At 62.7% G+C, this 15,913-nt stretch carries 13 protein-coding genes; 2 read left to right on the top strand and 11 right to left on the bottom strand.

Features of this window, described 5'->3' with window-relative positions; translation table 11 throughout:
• The first annotated feature begins 109 nt into the window (after positions 1–109).
• Entirely contained in the window at positions 110–268 is a 159-nt protein-coding gene (locus F3H98_RS08205; RefSeq protein ID WP_149759632.1) for a DUF3309 family protein, read from the top strand.
• A 55-nt stretch (positions 269–323) separates the two neighbouring features.
• On the opposite strand, the gene F3H98_RS08200 is transcribed toward F3H98_RS08205, so the two are convergent.
• The 11 genes from F3H98_RS08200 to F3H98_RS08150 all read right to left on the bottom strand — a co-directional run bounded on the left by F3H98_RS08200 (position 324) and on the right by F3H98_RS08150 (position 15,144).
• Complete coding sequence (locus tag F3H98_RS08200) at positions 324–1,514, bottom strand: MFS transporter (RefSeq protein ID WP_149759631.1); 1,191 nt, start codon at positions 1,512–1,514, stop codon at positions 324–326.
• Between the two features lie 136 nt (positions 1,515–1,650).
• On the bottom strand, positions 1,651–5,109 hold the full coding sequence (pyc, locus tag F3H98_RS08195; protein WP_149759630.1) for a pyruvate carboxylase: 3,459 nt from the start codon (positions 5,107–5,109) through the stop codon (positions 1,651–1,653).
• A gap of 163 nt (positions 5,110–5,272) precedes the next feature.
• Complete coding sequence (locus F3H98_RS08190) at positions 5,273–6,391, bottom strand: branched-chain amino acid ABC transporter substrate-binding protein (protein ID WP_149759629.1); 1,119 nt, start codon at positions 6,389–6,391, stop codon at positions 5,273–5,275.
• 163 nt (positions 6,392–6,554) lie between these two features.
• The gene (locus tag F3H98_RS08185) at positions 6,555–6,902 is read right to left on the bottom strand and encodes a DUF6867 family protein (RefSeq protein WP_149759628.1); all 348 of its coding nucleotides are present in this window, start codon (positions 6,900–6,902) and stop codon (positions 6,555–6,557) included.
• Positions 6,903–7,023: 121 nt separating this feature from the next.
• A complete protein-coding gene (locus F3H98_RS08180; protein WP_149759627.1) occupies positions 7,024–7,752 on the bottom strand; it encodes an ABC transporter ATP-binding protein in 729 nt (242 codons plus the stop codon).
• The gene (locus tag F3H98_RS08175; RefSeq protein WP_149759626.1) at positions 7,752–9,302 is read right to left on the bottom strand and encodes an ATP-binding cassette domain-containing protein; all 1,551 of its coding nucleotides are present in this window, start codon (positions 9,300–9,302) and stop codon (positions 7,752–7,754) included. The genes F3H98_RS08180 and F3H98_RS08175 overlap by 1 nt, the downstream gene beginning before the upstream one ends.
• On the bottom strand, positions 9,302–10,699 hold the full coding sequence (gene livM, locus F3H98_RS08170) for a high-affinity branched-chain amino acid ABC transporter permease LivM (protein WP_149759625.1): 1,398 nt from the start codon (positions 10,697–10,699) through the stop codon (positions 9,302–9,304). Before livM ends, F3H98_RS08175 begins: the two co-directional genes overlap by 1 nt.
• Before the next feature lie 4 nt (positions 10,700–10,703).
• Positions 10,704–11,606, bottom strand: coding sequence for a branched-chain amino acid ABC transporter permease (locus tag F3H98_RS08165; RefSeq protein ID WP_149759624.1), 903 nt, complete (start codon positions 11,604–11,606; stop codon positions 10,704–10,706).
• Positions 11,607–11,939: 333 nt separating this feature from the next.
• On the bottom strand, positions 11,940–12,941 hold the full coding sequence (locus tag F3H98_RS08160; RefSeq protein WP_149759623.1) for a 4-hydroxyproline epimerase: 1,002 nt from the start codon (positions 12,939–12,941) through the stop codon (positions 11,940–11,942).
• 17 nt (positions 12,942–12,958) lie between these two features.
• Entirely contained in the window at positions 12,959–14,215 is a 1,257-nt protein-coding gene (locus F3H98_RS08155) for an NAD(P)/FAD-dependent oxidoreductase (protein ID WP_149759622.1), read from the bottom strand.
• A 35-nt stretch (positions 14,216–14,250) separates the two neighbouring features.
• Positions 14,251–15,144 carry a dihydrodipicolinate synthase family protein gene (locus F3H98_RS08150; RefSeq protein ID WP_149759621.1) on the bottom strand — a complete coding sequence of 298 codons (894 nt, stop codon included), beginning with the start codon at positions 15,142–15,144 and terminating at the stop codon, positions 14,251–14,253.
• A gap of 40 nt (positions 15,145–15,184) precedes the next feature.
• On the opposite strand from F3H98_RS08150, the gene F3H98_RS08145 reads away from it, so the two are divergent.
• Positions 15,185–15,907 carry a GntR family transcriptional regulator gene (locus tag F3H98_RS08145; RefSeq protein WP_149759620.1) on the top strand — a complete coding sequence of 241 codons (723 nt, stop codon included), beginning with the start codon at positions 15,185–15,187 and terminating at the stop codon, positions 15,905–15,907.
• Positions 15,908–15,913: the final 6 nt, after the last annotated feature.

Raw genomic sequence — 15,913 nt, 5'->3', positions numbered from 1 at the left:
AAGCCGGCCAACTGCTGCCAGGTGCCGAAATCAACAAGGCCCGCGGGAACCTCCCACGGGCCTTGTGCATTGTCGCAGTATTGCAAAACCGTTTCCAAGGGGAATTTCGATGACGCTTGGCACAATTCTGATCATCATTCTCATTCTCATCCTACTTGGCGCGATTCCCGCATGGCCGCATTCGGCAGGCTGGGGCTACGGGCCGTCCGGCATTGTCGGCGTGATCCTGGTCGTGCTGCTGATCCTGGTCCTGATGGGCAGAATCTGACGAATGAGCCTGGCTTTCAAGAACGCGCTGCCTGAAGCAGCGCGTTCTTGCGTGTTCAGATCGGCACCGGATCCTGTACGGTGTCGTGGTTGAGATCGGCGGAGCGGGTGAGGCCCGACATCAGGAACACAAGCATCAGCAACAGCGCCACCGCGACGTAGACAGGCGAGAAGCCTACCTTGCCGCCGACGAAGCCGATCAGCGACGGTGCGACGAGGATGCCGGAGTAACCCATCGTGGTGACGACGCTCATGCCGGCGCCCGAGGTCAGCCCGGGATGGTTGCCTGCCGCCGAAAACAGGATCGGCACCATGTTGGCGATGCCAAGGCCGCAGAATGCGAATGCCGCGATCGACACCCACGGCCAGGGCGCGAGGCCCGCGACCAACATTCCGGCGGCCGAGATGACCGCCGAAACCCGAAATGTGGCGACCGCGCCGTAGCGGTTGCGGATACCGTCGCCGGCAAAGCGCATGATGGCCATGGCGCCGGAAAAGAATGCAAATGCAAAACCCGCTGTCGCGATGTCGGTGCCAAGTTCCTGACGAAGGTAGAGCGCGGCCCAATCGAGCACCGCGCCTTCGGAGTTCATGCATAGAAGCGCCATGAAGCCGATGACGTAGATCATGGGGTCGCGCGGCAGCGAAAAGGTCTTGTGTTCCTGCGCCATCGGCTGATCGTCGGGAACGACATAGCGGAATGCCAGGCCGATGCCGACCAAGGCAATCAAGGTGACCATGAAGGCATGGGAGAGGTGCCCGTAATTCTGGATCAGGATCCCGCCGGTGCCGCCGCCGACAAAGCCGCCCAGGCTCCAGAAGCCGTGCGAGGACGACATGACCGCCCGTGCCAGCTTTCGCTCCACCACGACGGCGTTGGAGTTCATCGAAACGTCCATGGCGCCGATGGAGCCGCCAAACAGGAATAGCGCTCCCGCTGCCAGCGGTACATTGGGCGCCAGCGCGACAATCAGCAGGCCGAAGATCGCGGCGCCGGCAAAAAGCCGGAGCACGCGCTGCGAACCGTAACGCGCGATGAGATGGCCCGCCGCCACCATGGCCACCACTGCGCCTAGACCGAAACACAGGATCAGCAGGCCCAGCGTGAACTCGGTGATGGTGAGGCGGGCGGCGAATTCTGGAATCTGCGGCGCCCAACTGCCGAGAATGAAACCGTTGATGAAGAACATCGCCGCGACGGCCCAACGTCCGCGTATGGCCGCTTGCATGGCGTTGGTGGTATCCATGGACAGAATCCTGACAGGAGATAACGGATTGCAAACAACTAAATCGATTTAATCGACAGTCAACCGCCGCAATCGCGGATTCCGTTGAGCCAGTTCGCCCCACGCGACACTTCGCGTGGCAGGGCGCAATCTTCCGTCAGCCGAATACCACCAGCAGGTCTTTCGCATCGATCTGGTCACCGGTGCGCACCAGCACCTCGGAAATGATGCCATCGCGCTCGGCGTGCAGGGCGGTTTCCATCTTCATCGCCTCGATCGACAGCAGGACATCGCCTGCCTTGACCGACTGTCCGGCCGATACGGCGAGCGTCGACACCACGCCCGGCATCGGTGCGCCGACATGTGCTTCATTGCCGGGCTCTATCTTGCGCCTTGCCTTGGCGGCTGAACCGCCATGCATGCGGTCGGGAACCTTGACGCGGCGCGGCTGGCCGTTCAGCTCGAAGAACACGGTCACCATGCCCTTGTCATCGACTTCGCCGATTGCAAAGCACCGGATGACCAGCGTCTTGCCGCGTTCGAGATCGACGAAAATTTCGTCCTGCGGCTTCATGCCGTAGAAATAGACGGGCGTCGGCAACACACTGACCGGACCGTAGGTCTCCTGTGCGCCGGCAAAGTCGGTGAACACCTTCGGATACATCAGCCAGGAAGCGAATTCGAACTCGGTGAGCTTGCGCTCCAGCTTCGCTTCGATCTCGGCGCGGCTTGCCTCGAGATCGGCCTCCTTGAGCAGCGAACCGGGGCGGGCGGTGATCGGCTTCTCGCTCTTCAGCACCTTTTTCTGCAAGTCCTTCGGCCAGCCTCCAGGCGACTGGCCGAGATCGCCGCGTAGCATCGAAACCACCGAATCGGGAAAGGCGATGTCCTTGGCCGGATTCTCGACATCGGCGACGGTCAGGTCCTGGCTGACCATCATCAGCGCCATGTCGCCGACAACCTTGGAGGATGGCGTGACCTTGACGATGTCGCCGAACATCAGGTTGACGTCGTGATAGGCCTGCGCCACCTCGTGCCAGCGCGTCTCCAGCCCGAGAGAACGCGCCTGCTCCTTGAGGTTGGTGAACTGGCCGCCGGGCATTTCGTGCAGGTAGACCTCCGACGCCGGCCCCTTGAGGTCGCTTTCGAACGCCGCATACTGGTTGCGCACCGCTTCCCAATAAAAGGAAATGCGGCGGATCCATTGCGGGTCGAGGCCCGGGTCGCGTTCATGGCCGCGCAACGCCTCGACAATGGAGCCCAGGCATGGTTGCGAGGTGTTGCCCGAAAACGAATCCATCGCCGCGTCGATGACATCGGCGCCGTTCTCGACCGCCGCCAGCACGGAAGCCGCGGCGATGCCGGACGTGTCGTGCGTGTGGAAGTGGATGGGCAGGTCGGTCGCCTCGCGCAACGCCTTGAACAGCACGCGCGCCGCCCCGGGCTTCAACAGTCCCGCCATGTCCTTGACGGCGATGATGTGGGCGCCGGCGGCTTCCAGTTCCCTGGTCAGGCCGACATAGTAGTTGAGGTCGTATTTGGCGCGGTCGGGATCGAGGATGTTGCCGGTGTAGCAGATCGCCGCTTCGCAGAGCTTGTTCTCCTCGACAACCGCGTCCATGGCGACGCGCATGTTTTCGACCCAGTTGAGGCAATCGAACACCCGGAAGAGGTCGATGCCGCCGAGCGCTGCCTGCTTGACGAAGTGTTTCACCACATTGTCGGGGTAGTTGGTGTAGCCGACACCGTTGGCGCCACGCAGCAGCATCTGCAAAAGGATATTGGGCGCGCCGCCGCGCACCAGCGCCAGCCGCTCCCAAGGGTCTTCGGTCAGGAAGCGCATGGAAACGTCGAAGGTGGCGCCGCCCCAGCATTCCAGCGAGAAGAGGTTGGGCAAGGTGCGCGCATAGGCACCGGCGATGCCTGCGATGTCGTGCGTGCGCATGCGCGTCGCCAGCAGCGACTGGTGGCCGTCGCGCATCGTCGTGTCGGTGACCAGCACGCGGTTCTGGTCGCGCATCCAGCTGGCGAACTTCTTCGGCCCGAGATCGTCGAGCAACTGCTTGGTGCCGGCTGGCACCGAGCCGTTGACATAGGGAACCACGGGCGGCGCCGCCTCGGCGTTCGGCCTCGGGCGGCCGCGCGTCTCTGGATGGCCGTTGACGGTGACGTCGGCAAGGTAGTTCAACAGCTTGGTGGCGCGGTCCTGCCGCTTCACCTGGGCGAACAGTTCCGGCGTCGTGTCGATGAACTTCGTCGTGTAGGAATTGTCGCGGAAGGCGCGGTGCGTGATGATCGCTTCGAGAAACGTGAGGTTGGTAGCCACGCCGCGGATGCGGAACTCGCGCAAGGCGCGATGCATGCGGGCGATCGCCTCCTGCGGCGTAGGCGCCCATGCGGTCACCTTTTCCAGCAGCGGGTCGTAAAAGCGGGTGATCACCGCGCCGGAGTAGGCGGTGCCGCCGTCGAGGCGGATGCCGAAGCCCGTGGCGCCGCGATAGGCGGTGATGCGGCCATAGTCCGGGATGAAATTCTGCTCGGGATCTTCCGTCGTGATGCGGCACTGCAGAGCATGGCCATTCAGCCTGATATCCGCCTGCGCAGGCACGCCTGCAGCCGTCGAGCCGATCGCTTCGCCATCGAGGATGTGGATCTGCGCCTTGACGATGTCGATGCCGGTCACCTGTTCGGTGACGGTGTGCTCGACCTGGATGCGCGGATTGACCTCGATGAAGTAGAATTTGCCTGTATCGGCATCCATCAGGAATTCGACCGTGCCTGCGCCTACATAATCGGTGGCGCGGGCGATCTTCAGCGCATAGGCGCAGAGTTCCTCACGCTGGCTCTCGTCGAGATAGGGGGCGGGCGCGCGCTCCACGACTTTCTGGTTGCGGCGCTGGATCGAGCAGTCGCGCTCGAAAAGGTGAACGGCGTTGCCATGGGTGTCGCCGAGCACCTGCACCTCGACATGGCGGGCGCGCTCGATGAGCTTTTCAAGGTAGACCTCGTCCTTGCCGAACGCGGCTTTCGCTTCGCGCTTGGCTTCCATCACTTCGCGGCCGAGGTCGGCTTCCGAGCGGATGGCGCGCATGCCGCGACCGCCACCGCCCCAGGATGCCTTCAACATGACCGGGAAGCCAATATCCGCTGCCATATTCTTGATAGCGTCGAGGTCATCCGGCAGCGGGTCGGTAGCCGGAACCACCGGCACGCCAACCTCGATGGCAAGGTTGCGGGCGGCGACCTTGTTGCCGAGCCTGCGCATCGTCTCCGGCGAAGGTCCGATAAAGGTGATGCCGTTGGCGGCGCAGGCCTCGGCAAATTCCGGGCTCTCAGACAGCAGACCATAGCCGGGATGGATTGCATCGGCGCCAGACTGCTTTGCCGCCCGGATTACCTCGTCGATCGACAGGTAACTTTCGATCGGGCCGAGATCCTTGGAAAGGTGAGGACCACGCCCGACCTGGTAGGATTCGTCCGCCTTGAAGCGGTGCAGGGAATATTTGTCCTCTTCCGCCCAGATGGCGACCGTTTTGATGCCGAGTTCGTTGGCTGCGCGAAAGACGCGGATCGCGATCTCGGAACGGTTAGCGACAAGAAGTTTCGTGATTGGCACGGCCAGGCTCCGCTGGGGCAGGGGACGGAAAGGTCGTTGGACCGCTTAGCGCCGAAAATGCTGCAGTGCAAACATCATTGCGGCAATCAACGTCGCGACGCAACAAAAATGCCCGGCGCTTGCGCGCCGGGCATCCTTGTTTTTGGTCGACTAAGGAAGAAGCCTACATCTTCTGGACGTAGGTGTACTTGCCGTCGTCGCCCTTCTTCCATTCGTACATGACGTAGCCCGGAAGCTTCGGATCACCCTTCTCGTCGAAGGCGATGTCGCCCAGAGCGGTCTTGAACGGACCCTTTTCCTTCATCGCGGTCGCAACAGCCTGCGGATCGTTGGATCCGGCCGCAGCGGCTGCACCGGCGATCGACTGCATCGCGGCGTAGGAGTAGAGCGTGTAGGCTTCCGGCTCGAAGCCCTGCGCGCGGAACTTCTCGACGAGTTCCTTGTTCGCCGGGATCAGGCGCGGATCGGGACCGAAGGTGTTGAGGGTGCCCGCAACCGCATCGCCAGCGATCGAAGCGAGTTCGTTCGACACGATACCGTCGCCGGAAACCAGCGTCGCCTTCAGGCCCTGGTCGGCCAGCTGACGGATGATCAGGCCGGCTTCGGTGTGCAGGCCGCCCCAATAGACGATCGAGACGCCGGCTTCCTTCATCTTGGCGATGAGCGCCGAGAAGTCCTTGTCGCCGACGTTGACGCCCTCGTAGAGGGCTTCCGTGACGCCAGCGGCATTCATGGCCTTCTTGGTCTCATCGGCAAGGCCCTGACCGTAGGTCGTCTTGTCGTGAACGACAGCGATCTTGGCGTCCTTGAAGTTGGCGGCGAGGTAAGCACCGGCAATGCCGCCCTGCTGATCGTCACGGCCGCAGGTGCGGAACGTGTTCCAGAGGCCGCGTTCGGTGAAGGTCGGGTTGGTCGCGGCAGGCGTGATCTCGAGGATGCCGTTCTCGGCATAGACTTCCGAGGCCGGGATCGAGACGCCCGAGTTGAAGTGGCCGACGACGAACTTGACGCCATCCGCGACAAACTTGTTGGCGACCGAGATGCCCTGCTTCGGATCGGAGACGTCGTCACCGACGACGACCTTGATCTGCTCGCCGTTGATGCCGCCAGCGGCATTGATGTCGGCGGCCGCCTGCTCTGCGCCCTTCTGGAGCTGGGCTCCGAAAGCGGCGTTCGGGCCGGTGATCGGGCCGGCGACACCGATAATGACGTCCGCCCAGGCGCTGCCGCTGAACGCGACGAGCGCGGTCAGAGCAACTGCGGACAACAGTGACTTCTTCATTGATAAACTCCCATTAAACAGGGTGAGCTTTGGACAACCCGTTCGTGCGACCCACCCATATCGCAGAAGGGATAGAATGCCGATTTTCCGGCAGTTGTCACGCCGATTTGTCCCCAAATCAGCGCGAATGGTGAATGCGGGCGAACCGCTGGGGCGGACGCGTTCAGGCCTTGGGCTTCCATGAAAGCAGCGAGGCCCGCTCGTAGAGCCAGTGATACTGCGACACCATCTGGCTGGTCCGCGTATAGCGGTAGCCGAGCGTGCCGATAACGAGCAGCACGATGGTGTCGACAACATAGTACTGCAGGGTGAACATGGTGCCGTTGAACAGCGCGTGGTGGATGAAACGCACCGCAATGCCCAGCAGAAGCAGGTAGAGAACCAGCCCGGAATAAGGGCGCCAGGTTTGCGCGCAGGCCCGCCCCGTCATCCAGGCCGCCCAGCCGCCGAGCAGGCAGGTGACAAAAAAGAACTGCAGAATCGAGGGTTCCTCGTAGAGAATTCCCTGCATCGTCATTGTCTCCCGACTGCTACAGCGCGTCGCGCCGAATGGGATTCGGCCCCCGCGCCGTAATTTCTTGTTTGCGCATGTCGTTTCTCCCGAAACCGAGGACACTTTCGGGCGACATGCATTAGTGCCGTCCGCCTTCGAGATAGGCGGCGCGGACTTCCGGATCGGCGAGCAGTTCCTTGCCGGTGCCGCTCATCGTCACTTTGCCGTTGACCATCACATAGCCGCGGTTGGCGAGCTTCAAGGCGCCGAAGGCGTTCTGCTCGACCAGGAACACGGTGAGGCCCTGCGTGCGGTTCAGCTCGCGGATGGCATCGAAGATCTGCTTCACGATAAGTGGCGCCAGGCCGAGCGACGGCTCGTCCAGCAGCAACAGTTTCGGCCGCGCCATGAGCGCGCGGGCGATCGACAGCATTTGCTGCTCGCCGCCCGACAGCGTGCCGCCACGCTGCGCGATGCGCTCCTTGAGGCGCGGAAACAGCGTGAACATCTTTTCGACGTCCTCGTCGAAATGCTGCAGATTGTCGAGGCTGGCGCCCATCTGCAGGTTTTCCTTGACCGTCATGCGCGGAAAGATGCGGCGGCCTTCCGGCGACTGCGCGATGCGCATGCGCGCGATCTCGTGGGTCGGCATTTCCGTGATGTCGGTGCCGGCGAAGGTGATCTTGCCGGTGCGCGCCCGCGGGCTGCCGAAGATCGTCATCATCAACGTCGACTTGCCGGCGCCGTTGGCTCCGATGAGGGCGACGATCTCGCCTTCGTTGACCGCGACAGTGACGCCGCTCAGCGCGCGGATGTTGCCGTAGTAGGTCTCGACGCCCTCGACCTGAAGCAGCGCTTTCGCAGCCATCACTTGCTACCCCCGCGCTTGGCAGCAGGCTTCGTTGCGCCCTGCTTGGCCAAAACCTTCGCCTGCCCCATCCAGTCTTCCCGCTCGATGCGGCCGTCGAAAGCCAGATAGGCCTCGGCCGCCGCTATGTCGGCCTTCTTCCATGCCGCGATCTGGTCGAAATGGAAGATGCCGTGCTCGTTGAGTTTCTTCTCGTTCACCGGCCCGATGCCCTTGATCAGGATCAACCTATCGGCCTTGCCGCCGCGCGGCGCAGCAAGCGTGTTGGACAGCGCCGGCGCCTTTTTGGCGGCGACAGGCTTTGCCTCAGCTTTCGACTTGGCCGGAGCCGCTGGCTTCGCGACTGCGCTCTTTGCCGGAGCAGATTTTGCAACGGGTCTTGCTGCCGGTTTCGCCATCCCTGCAGGCCTGTCCGATTTTGCCGTCCCGGTGAGACCATAGGCCGGCGATGCTTTCGCTGAAGCCTTCTTTGCGGTCGGGGCCGTCTTGGCAGCAGCCTGCGACGCAGCCTCGCTTGCCCTGGCGGCACGCCGATCAACTTGATCGGCCTTCGAGGCGCTGCGCGAGACGGTGACGCGCTCGCCATAATCGTCGCTGTGCGCGATGGTGTCGGAGACCGAACCGGCCATCATCGAGGACGAATCTCCCGGACCGTGCGCCCGGTCCGGCTCGGCGTCGAGCTGCTCGATCACTTGTTCGTCGCCAACCTCGACAAGCACTTCCTCGACCTCTTCGTCGTCGACGCCGAGATAAGCGGCGATGACGCGCGGATCGTTCTTGACCGAAGTCGGATCGCCGTCCGAAATCTTGCGGCCGTATTCCAGCACCACGACGTGGTCGGAAATCTGCATGACCACCGACATGTCGTGCTCAATGAGCAGAATCGAGGTGCCGCTGTGCTCCTTGATGTCGATCAGCAGTTCGTTGAGGGCTGCCGATTCGCGCGGATTGAGGCCGGCGGCGGGCTCGTCGAGACAGAGCAGCTCCGGACCGGTGCACATGGCGCGCGCGATCTCGAGGCGCCGCTGAGCGCCATAGGGGAGATCGCCGGCCGGATCGTCGGCGCGGTCGATGAGGTTGGCCTTCTCAAGCCAGAACTTCGCCAGTTCGACGGATTCGTCGGATGCCTGCCGATAGGTGCCGAGGCCGAGCAGGCCAAGCACGGTGAAGCCCGAGGCCAGCATCAGCTTGTTGTGCTGGGCGACCAGCAGGTTCTCCAGCAGGGTCATGCCGGAGAACAGGCGGATGTTCTGGAAGGTACGCGCGACCTTAGCCTTTGCGGTGATACGGAAATCCGGCATCCGTTCGAGCAGCAGCTGTTCGCCGTTCTGGCGGGTCAGGGTGATCATGCCCTCGGACGGTTTGTAGAAGCCGGTGATGCAGTTGAACACGGTGGTCTTGCCTGCGCCGTTGGGGCCGATAAGCGCTGTAATATCACCGCGCTTCGCCTCGAAGGAGAGGTCGCCGATGGCGATCAGGCCGCCGAACTTCATCGACAGATGTTCGACCTTGAGGATCGGGTCCTTCATGGATTGCTGAGCCTCAACCATCAGCCGTGCCCTTCCTTGGTGAAGGCACTGGATACGGCCTTTCGCTTGTAGAGGAATGCCGTGGGTTCCCGGCTGCCGACAAAGCCGCGCGGCTTCCAGACCATGACCACCACCATGGCGAGGCCGAACAGCAGCATGCGGTACAGTTCCGGCGTGAAGCTCGGTCCGAACACCATCTTGAGGAACTGCATCTCGCGCAGGATCTCGGTGCCGCCGATCATCACGACCGCGGCGATGGCGATGCCGGTCAGCGAACCCATGCCGCCCAAGACGACGATAGCGAGGATGACAGCCGATTCCAGGAAGATGAAGGATTCGGGGCTGACGAAGCCTTGCCGCGCCGCAAAGAAGGAGCCGGCGAAGCCGCCGAACATCGCGCCGATGGCGAAGGCGGTCAGCTTGGTGTTGGTGGTGTTGATGCCAAGCGAGCGGCAGGCGATCTCGTCCTCGCGCAGGGCTTCCCAGGCGCGTCCGACCGGCATGCGGCGCAGCCGAATCGTCACGAAGGCGGTGAGCAGGCAAAGCAGCAGGATCAGGTAGTAGAGGAAGATCTTGTAGTAGACGCCGGACGGCGCCAGCCCGAGCACCTTGCCGAAGTAATTCTCGTCCGAGATGTTGAAGCTCATCAGGCCGAAGAAGGTCACCTTCGGAATGCCCGAGATGCCGGCGACACCGTTGGTCACTTCACGCCAGTTGATGAGCACGAGGCGGATGATTTCGCCGAATGCAAGCGTCACGATCGCCAGGTAGTCGCCCCTGAGCCGTAGCACCGGGAAGCCGAGGATGATGCCCCACATGGCAGCCATCGCGCCGGCGGCGGGAAGCAGGATCCAGAACGACCAGCCGAACTCGGTGCCAAGCAGCGCGTAGCAATAGGCGCCGACGGCATAGAAGGCGACGTAGCCAAGGTCGAGCAGGCCGGCCAGACCGACCACGATGTTCAGGCCCCATGCCAGCATCACATAGATCAGGATCTGAATGCCGAAATTGTCGATCCACTTCAGCGAGCCCTGAAGGCCACTGAACGTCACCACGATCGCCGGAAACAGGAAGAGGAAAGCGAGCCCGATCGTGTTCAGGTTGCGCTTCAGAAAAGATTCTTCCACCGACGTGGCAGCCGGCGCCGCCGCTTTGGCAGCGCGCCGCCTCTCGATTGCTGGAACCGCATAGGCGATGTAGGCGAAACGCCCCACCGCGGCGATGACGACCATGATCGCCAGCAGGCCCCAGCGCTGCACGATGACGAGTTCGTTGCGGATGTTCTGATCGGTCTTCAGGCCGATCAGCAGCACGAACAGGCCGAACGCGATCAGTCCTGCATAAAGGCCCTCGCGGATGGCAGTGGCGAATACGTTGTTGCCTGCGGCCTTGTCCGAGGCGGCGGTCGAAATTGCCATCGGCTTAAACCTTTTCTACTTCCGGGCGGCCCATAAGGCCGGAGGGCAGGAAGATCAGGACGATCGCCAGGATCGAGAAGGCGGCGACGTCCTTGTAGTCGATGGAGAAATAAGCCGACCACATGCTCTCGATGAAGCCGATCAAGAGGCCGCCGAGCACGGCGCCGGGGATCGACCCGATGCCGCCGAGCACCGCCGCGGTGAAGGCTTTGACGCCCGGCACGAAGCCGTCGGAGAAGGTCACGACGCCGTAGTACATGAGGTAGAGCGTACCGGCGACCGCGGCGAGCGAAGCGCCCATGATGAAGGTGATGGAGATCGTCTTGTCGACGTCGATGCCGAGCAGCGCTGCCATCTTGCGATCCTGCTCGCAGGCCCTCTGCGCGCGACCGAGCGAGGTCTTGTTGACGAGATACCAGAAGATCACCAGCAGCACGGTGGTGACGATGACGATGACGATCTGCTTCAGAGAGATCGAGATGCCGAATACCTCGTAGACCTTCGAGATCATCGGCGGGATCGGCTTGTTGCGCGGGCCCTGCGTGACCTGCACGAAGTTGGACAACGCGATCGACATGCCGATGGCGGTGATCAGCGGCGCCAGTCGGAACGAGCCGCGCAGCGGCCGGTAGGCCACTTTTTCGATCGTCCAGTTGTAGAGGCTGGTCAAGAGCATCGCGACGATCATCATGACCAGAAGCGCGACGACCACCGGCACCGAATAGAAGAGGCCGACAAGTACCAGGAAGGTGATCAACGCGCCGAAAGCGCCAACCATGAAGATGTCGCCGTGGGCGAAGTTGATCATGCCGATGATGCCGTAGACCATCGTATAGCCGATCGCGATCAGCCCATAGATCGATCCCAGCGTCAGCCCGTTGATAAGCTGCTGGACAAAATATTCCATGTAAACGCCGCTCCCCGGGAATGTCGCCCTTGGCGGGTCGCATTCCTTTTCATTTCCCCTAGTCCTAAAGTTTCGAGCCCGGATTGCAACGTGAAATTTGCGGTGCGGCGTCTCCCGGCCCGCGCGGCGCGAGAGTGTTGCTTCTTCCCGGATCCCTCCCTGGACCACGCGGAAGCTAGCACTGGCACAACGCAATGTCTTTGACTAATCCGGGATTTTCTTACGCTTCTATCGAACAAATTCGCGTTATCCGGTCATGTTACGGCGATTTCTTGCATTTTGCAGAGCCCTTTGAAACCCTGCCTGTCCGTCTTCCTTCCGCCTCCAAAAGTGTCAGACGACGACGAAACCATGAGCAAAAGGATCGCGGTCGTCGATGAAGATGGTGTTATAACCTGTCGTCCGCGCCCAACCCCCAACCGAAGGGATGATGGCCGGCCGGTTGCCTACCGTCGTTTCCCTTTCGGCGCGCCCTGTGAAGAGCGAACCGATGATCGATTCGTGCACGAAGGGTTCGCCGGTCTTCAGCCTGCCCTTTGCGTGAAGCTGCGCCATGCGGGCCGACGTGCCGGTGCCGCAAGGGGACCGGTCGATCGCCTTGTCGCCATAGAAGACCGCATTGCGGGCCGTCGCTTCCTCATGTTTAGGCGCGCCGGTCCACAGTATGTGCGACAGCCGGTCGATGCCCGGATTTTCCGGATGCACGAACGAGTAGGCCTCGTTCAGCCTTTGCCGAATCACCGGGCTCCAGGCGATCAGGTCACCGGCTGAATGGTCTTGCATGTCGCGGAAGTTTTCCTGGCGGTCGATGATGGCGTAGAAATTGCCGCCGTAGGCGACATCCACCTTCAGCGGCCCGAGCACCGGGCATTCGACCGCCAGTTCTTCAGCGTAGAGGAAGGAAGGCACGTTGGTGATGCGCACCTCCTCGACATATTCGCCGATTTGCCGGTATTCGGCGATGACCAGCCCGGCCGGGGTGTCGAGGCGCAGTATGCCGGGGGTCTTCGGCTTCACCAGCCCATGCTCGATGGCCATGGTCACGGTGCCGATGGTGCCGTGGCCGCACATCGGCAGGCAGCCCGACGTCTCGATGAACAGGATGCCAATGTCGCAGTCTTCGCGCGTCGGAGGATAAAGGATCGATCCCGACATCATGTCGTGGCCGCGCGGCTCGAACATCAGTCCGGTGCGGATCCAGTCGTATTCGGCGAGGAAATGCGCGCGCTTTTCCATCATGGTGGCGCCGTCGAGCAGCGGCCCGCCGCCGGCGAGCAGCCGGACCGGGTTGCCGCAGGTATGTCCGTCGATACAGTGGAAAGAATGCCGCGCCATGGCGCCGGTGCTCCGAATTAGAACCGCTGTGCGGAAAAGGGTGAAAGGTCGATCGATGGGTCACGCGCGAGCACGAGATCGCGGATCATGCTTCCGGTCGCCGCCGACTGGGTCAATCCAAGGTGGCCGTGACCGAAAGCATAAAAGATGTTCGCATGGCCGCGGGACCGGCCGATCACCGGAAGCGAATCCGGCAGGGACGGGCGAAATCCCATCCACTCGCGGCCGCCTTCGGTTTTGAGGCCCGGCAGAAAGCGCTTGGCCTTCGCGAGCATCGCCTTCGAGCGCTGGAAGTTTGGTGGCCGGGTGATACCGCCGAGTTCGACAGCGCCGCCGACCCGGATGCCGGTGGCAAGCGGCGTGATGACAAAGCCGTGCCCGGAAAAGATCAGTTGTCGCTTAATGTCGAAAGCGCCCGACGGCAGCGTGGTGTTATAGCCACGCTCGGTCTCCAGCGGGATTTTCTCGCCGAGTTGCCGCGCCAAAAGATGCGACCAGGCGCCAGCGGCGATCACGACATGTCGAGCCATCAGAGTGCGGCCCTGGCGAAGCTGGACGGTGGTGTTTTCGCCGCGCGGGAGAACCAGCCCAACGTCGCCCCGGACGAAGGTCGCGCCCTTGCTCTCGGCATAACTCCAGATAGCCTTCCCGAACTCCTTCGGATCACTGACGGTCTTCCAGCCCGGCACAAACGTTGCAGCGCTGAAGCTGTCGGACAGGCCGGGCTGATAGGCGGCGATTTCGTCCCATGCCAGATGCCGGTAGTCGATGCCGAAGCGGTCCCGAGCCGCCCAGCCGGCCAGCGAAGCCCTGAATTCGGCCTCGCCTTGGTAAAGCTCCAGCGAGCCGTCCTCATGCAGCATCGGCCTGGTACCGGAGCGCTCCATCAGTCCCATCCAGGCGCTCTCGGCAAGCTTCATGAGCGAAGCCTGCGCGGCTAGGCTCGCTTCGAACTTCTTTGGGCTGCCTGCGCGCCAGAAGCGGTAGAGCCAGGGCGCGAGCTTCGGCAGATAGCCGGGCGGAATCGACAGCGGGCCGAGCGGGTCGGCCAGCCATTTCGGCACACTCGCTAGCATGCCCTTATGAGCGAGGGGCAGGATGTCGGAAAAGGCGAGTGCTGCCGCGTTGCCGGAACTGGTCTCCTCGCAGATGCCGGTGCGGTCGATCATCGTGACGCTGCGCGCGGCCTCGGCCAGATGAGCCGCAACACAGATGCCGACGATGCCGCCACCGATGACGGCAATATCGATCTCTGACGGGGCGGCCTCGGCCATGGGCGCTGGCTTTTCGCTGATGTTTATCTTGCGGGTCAGAATGACGGCAGGGTCGGGCGCACCGCAAGCGCGTCCTTGACGATTTTTTCCACCGTCGCCCGGCGCTCGCCCGACAGTGGCTGGCGCGGCATGCGCACCCGATCGTTGGTGCCGATGGCGTGCACTTCCGCCAGCTTGATGTTCTGAACCAGGTAGGTCGATACATCGAGGTCGAGAAGCGGCCGGAACCAGCGATAGATCGCCAGCGCCTCCTCGCGGCGGCCCTGCTTCATCAGCTGGTAGATCGCCACCGTCTCGCGCGGGAAGGCGACGACGAGGCCCGCGACCCAACCGATGGCGCCAACCGACAGCGCCTCGAAGGCGAGGTTGTCGACGCCAGTGAACAGGTCGAAGCGGTCGCCGAACCGATTGATGATCTCGGTCGAGCGGCGGATGTCGTCCGAGGATTCCTTGATGGCGACGAAGCGCGTGTCGGCGGCGAGCTTTTCCATGTCGTCGCAGGTAACGTCGACGCGATAAGCGAGGCGATTGGAGTAGATCATCACCGGCAGGTCGCCTGCTTGCGCAACGGCGGTAAGGGCAGCCACGGTCTCCTGCGGATTGGTGTGGTAGATCGGGCTTGGCACCACCATCAGGCCGCTGGCGCCTTCCTTTGCAGCGCGTTTGGCGATCGCTGCGGCTTCGCGGGTGCCGGGTTCGTTGACGGTCAGAAGCACGGGCTTCTTGCCGGCTACTTTCTGCGCCGTCTTCAGCACATCGATCTTCTCGTCATGCGACAGCATCGGCCCTTCACCGAGCGAACCGGCAACGATGATGCCATCGCAGCCGGCATCTATCTGCAAGCCGAAGCAGCGCTCCATTTCGGCGTGGTCGAGGCGGTCATCCTCGGTGAATTTTGTCGTGACGGCCGGAAAAACTCCGCTCCACATGGCTCTCTCCATCTGATATATCAATGATATATTACGGGCAATGCTGGCTGTCAACCGAAATGGCGTTGTGATATATCAAAAATATATCAACCAGGAGGCGAACTTGCCTGAAGAGATCGCGACAGCAACCTTCGAGCCGGTGGCGGTGAAGGCATACAGGGCACTGGAGCGCCTGATCGTGACACTGGAGCTGGCGCCGGGAAGCGTGACCACCGAGGGTGCGCTGATCGACCGGCTGGAACTCGGCCGAACGCCGGTGCGCGAGGCGATCCAGAGGCTGGCGTGGGAGGGGCTGCTCGAGGTGCGTCCGCGCGCCGGCGTCGCGGTAGCGCCACTGCATGCCGGCGACTGGCTGCGCGTGCTCGATGCGCGACTGGGGGTCGAGGTCATCCTTGCCCGATCCGCCGCCCGCTTCGTCACGCGCGGCGCTGCCGAGCAGTTCCATGACGCCGGCATGGCGATGCAGAAGGCAGCCATCACCGGCAACGTGGTGGCCTTCCTCGAGGCCGACAAGGCGCTCGATGAGGCGCTGGCATTTGCTTCGGACAATCCGTTCGCAGCTAGACTGGCGGCCCCCTTGCAGACGCACAGCCGCCGGTTCTGGTTCCGTTACCAGGCCGACTCCGGCCTGGCGGCGTCGACGGAGCATCATGTCACGCTGGTCAAAGCCATCGTAGACGGCGACGAAGACGGTGCGGGGGAGGCGGCCGGTCGCCTGATCGGCATGTTGCGCGCCAACGCCGAAGCCGCGGTTCGGCGGTAGCGTGAA

This window comes from Neomesorhizobium albiziae (assembly GCF_900114255.1).
GTDB classification, from domain to species: Bacteria; Pseudomonadota; Alphaproteobacteria; order Rhizobiales; family Rhizobiaceae; genus Neomesorhizobium; species Neomesorhizobium albiziae.
Note: the sequence above shows the minus strand (reverse complement) of the source record. Positions and strands in the feature narration are given on the sequence as shown.

Coding starts and splice junctions, on each gene's coding strand:
- F3H98_RS08205 (WP_149759632.1), top strand. CDS start 110: ATGACGCTTGGCACAATTCTGATCATCATTCTCATTCTCATCCTACTT.
- F3H98_RS08200 (WP_149759631.1), bottom strand. CDS start 1,514: ATGGATACCACCAACGCCATGCAAGCGGCCATACGCGGACGTTGGGCC.
- F3H98_RS08190 (WP_149759629.1), bottom strand. CDS start 6,391: ATGAAGAAGTCACTGTTGTCCGCAGTTGCTCTGACCGCGCTCGTCGCG.
- F3H98_RS08185 (WP_149759628.1), bottom strand. CDS start 6,902: ATGCAGGGAATTCTCTACGAGGAACCCTCGATTCTGCAGTTCTTTTTT.
- F3H98_RS08180 (WP_149759627.1), bottom strand. CDS start 7,752: ATGGCTGCGAAAGCGCTGCTTCAGGTCGAGGGCGTCGAGACCTACTAC.
- F3H98_RS08175 (WP_149759626.1), bottom strand. CDS start 9,302: ATGGTTGAGGCTCAGCAATCCATGAAGGACCCGATCCTCAAGGTCGAA.
- livM (WP_149759625.1), bottom strand. CDS start 10,699: ATGGCAATTTCGACCGCCGCCTCGGACAAGGCCGCAGGCAACAACGTA.
- F3H98_RS08165 (WP_149759624.1), bottom strand. CDS start 11,606: ATGGAATATTTTGTCCAGCAGCTTATCAACGGGCTGACGCTGGGATCG.
- F3H98_RS08160 (WP_149759623.1), bottom strand. CDS start 12,941: ATGGCGCGGCATTCTTTCCACTGTATCGACGGACATACCTGCGGCAAC.
- F3H98_RS08155 (WP_149759622.1), bottom strand. CDS start 14,215: ATGGCCGAGGCCGCCCCGTCAGAGATCGATATTGCCGTCATCGGTGGC.
- F3H98_RS08150 (WP_149759621.1), bottom strand. CDS start 15,144: ATGTGGAGCGGAGTTTTTCCGGCCGTCACGACAAAATTCACCGAGGAT.
- F3H98_RS08145 (WP_149759620.1), top strand. CDS start 15,185: ATGCTGGCTGTCAACCGAAATGGCGTTGTGATATATCAAAAATATATC.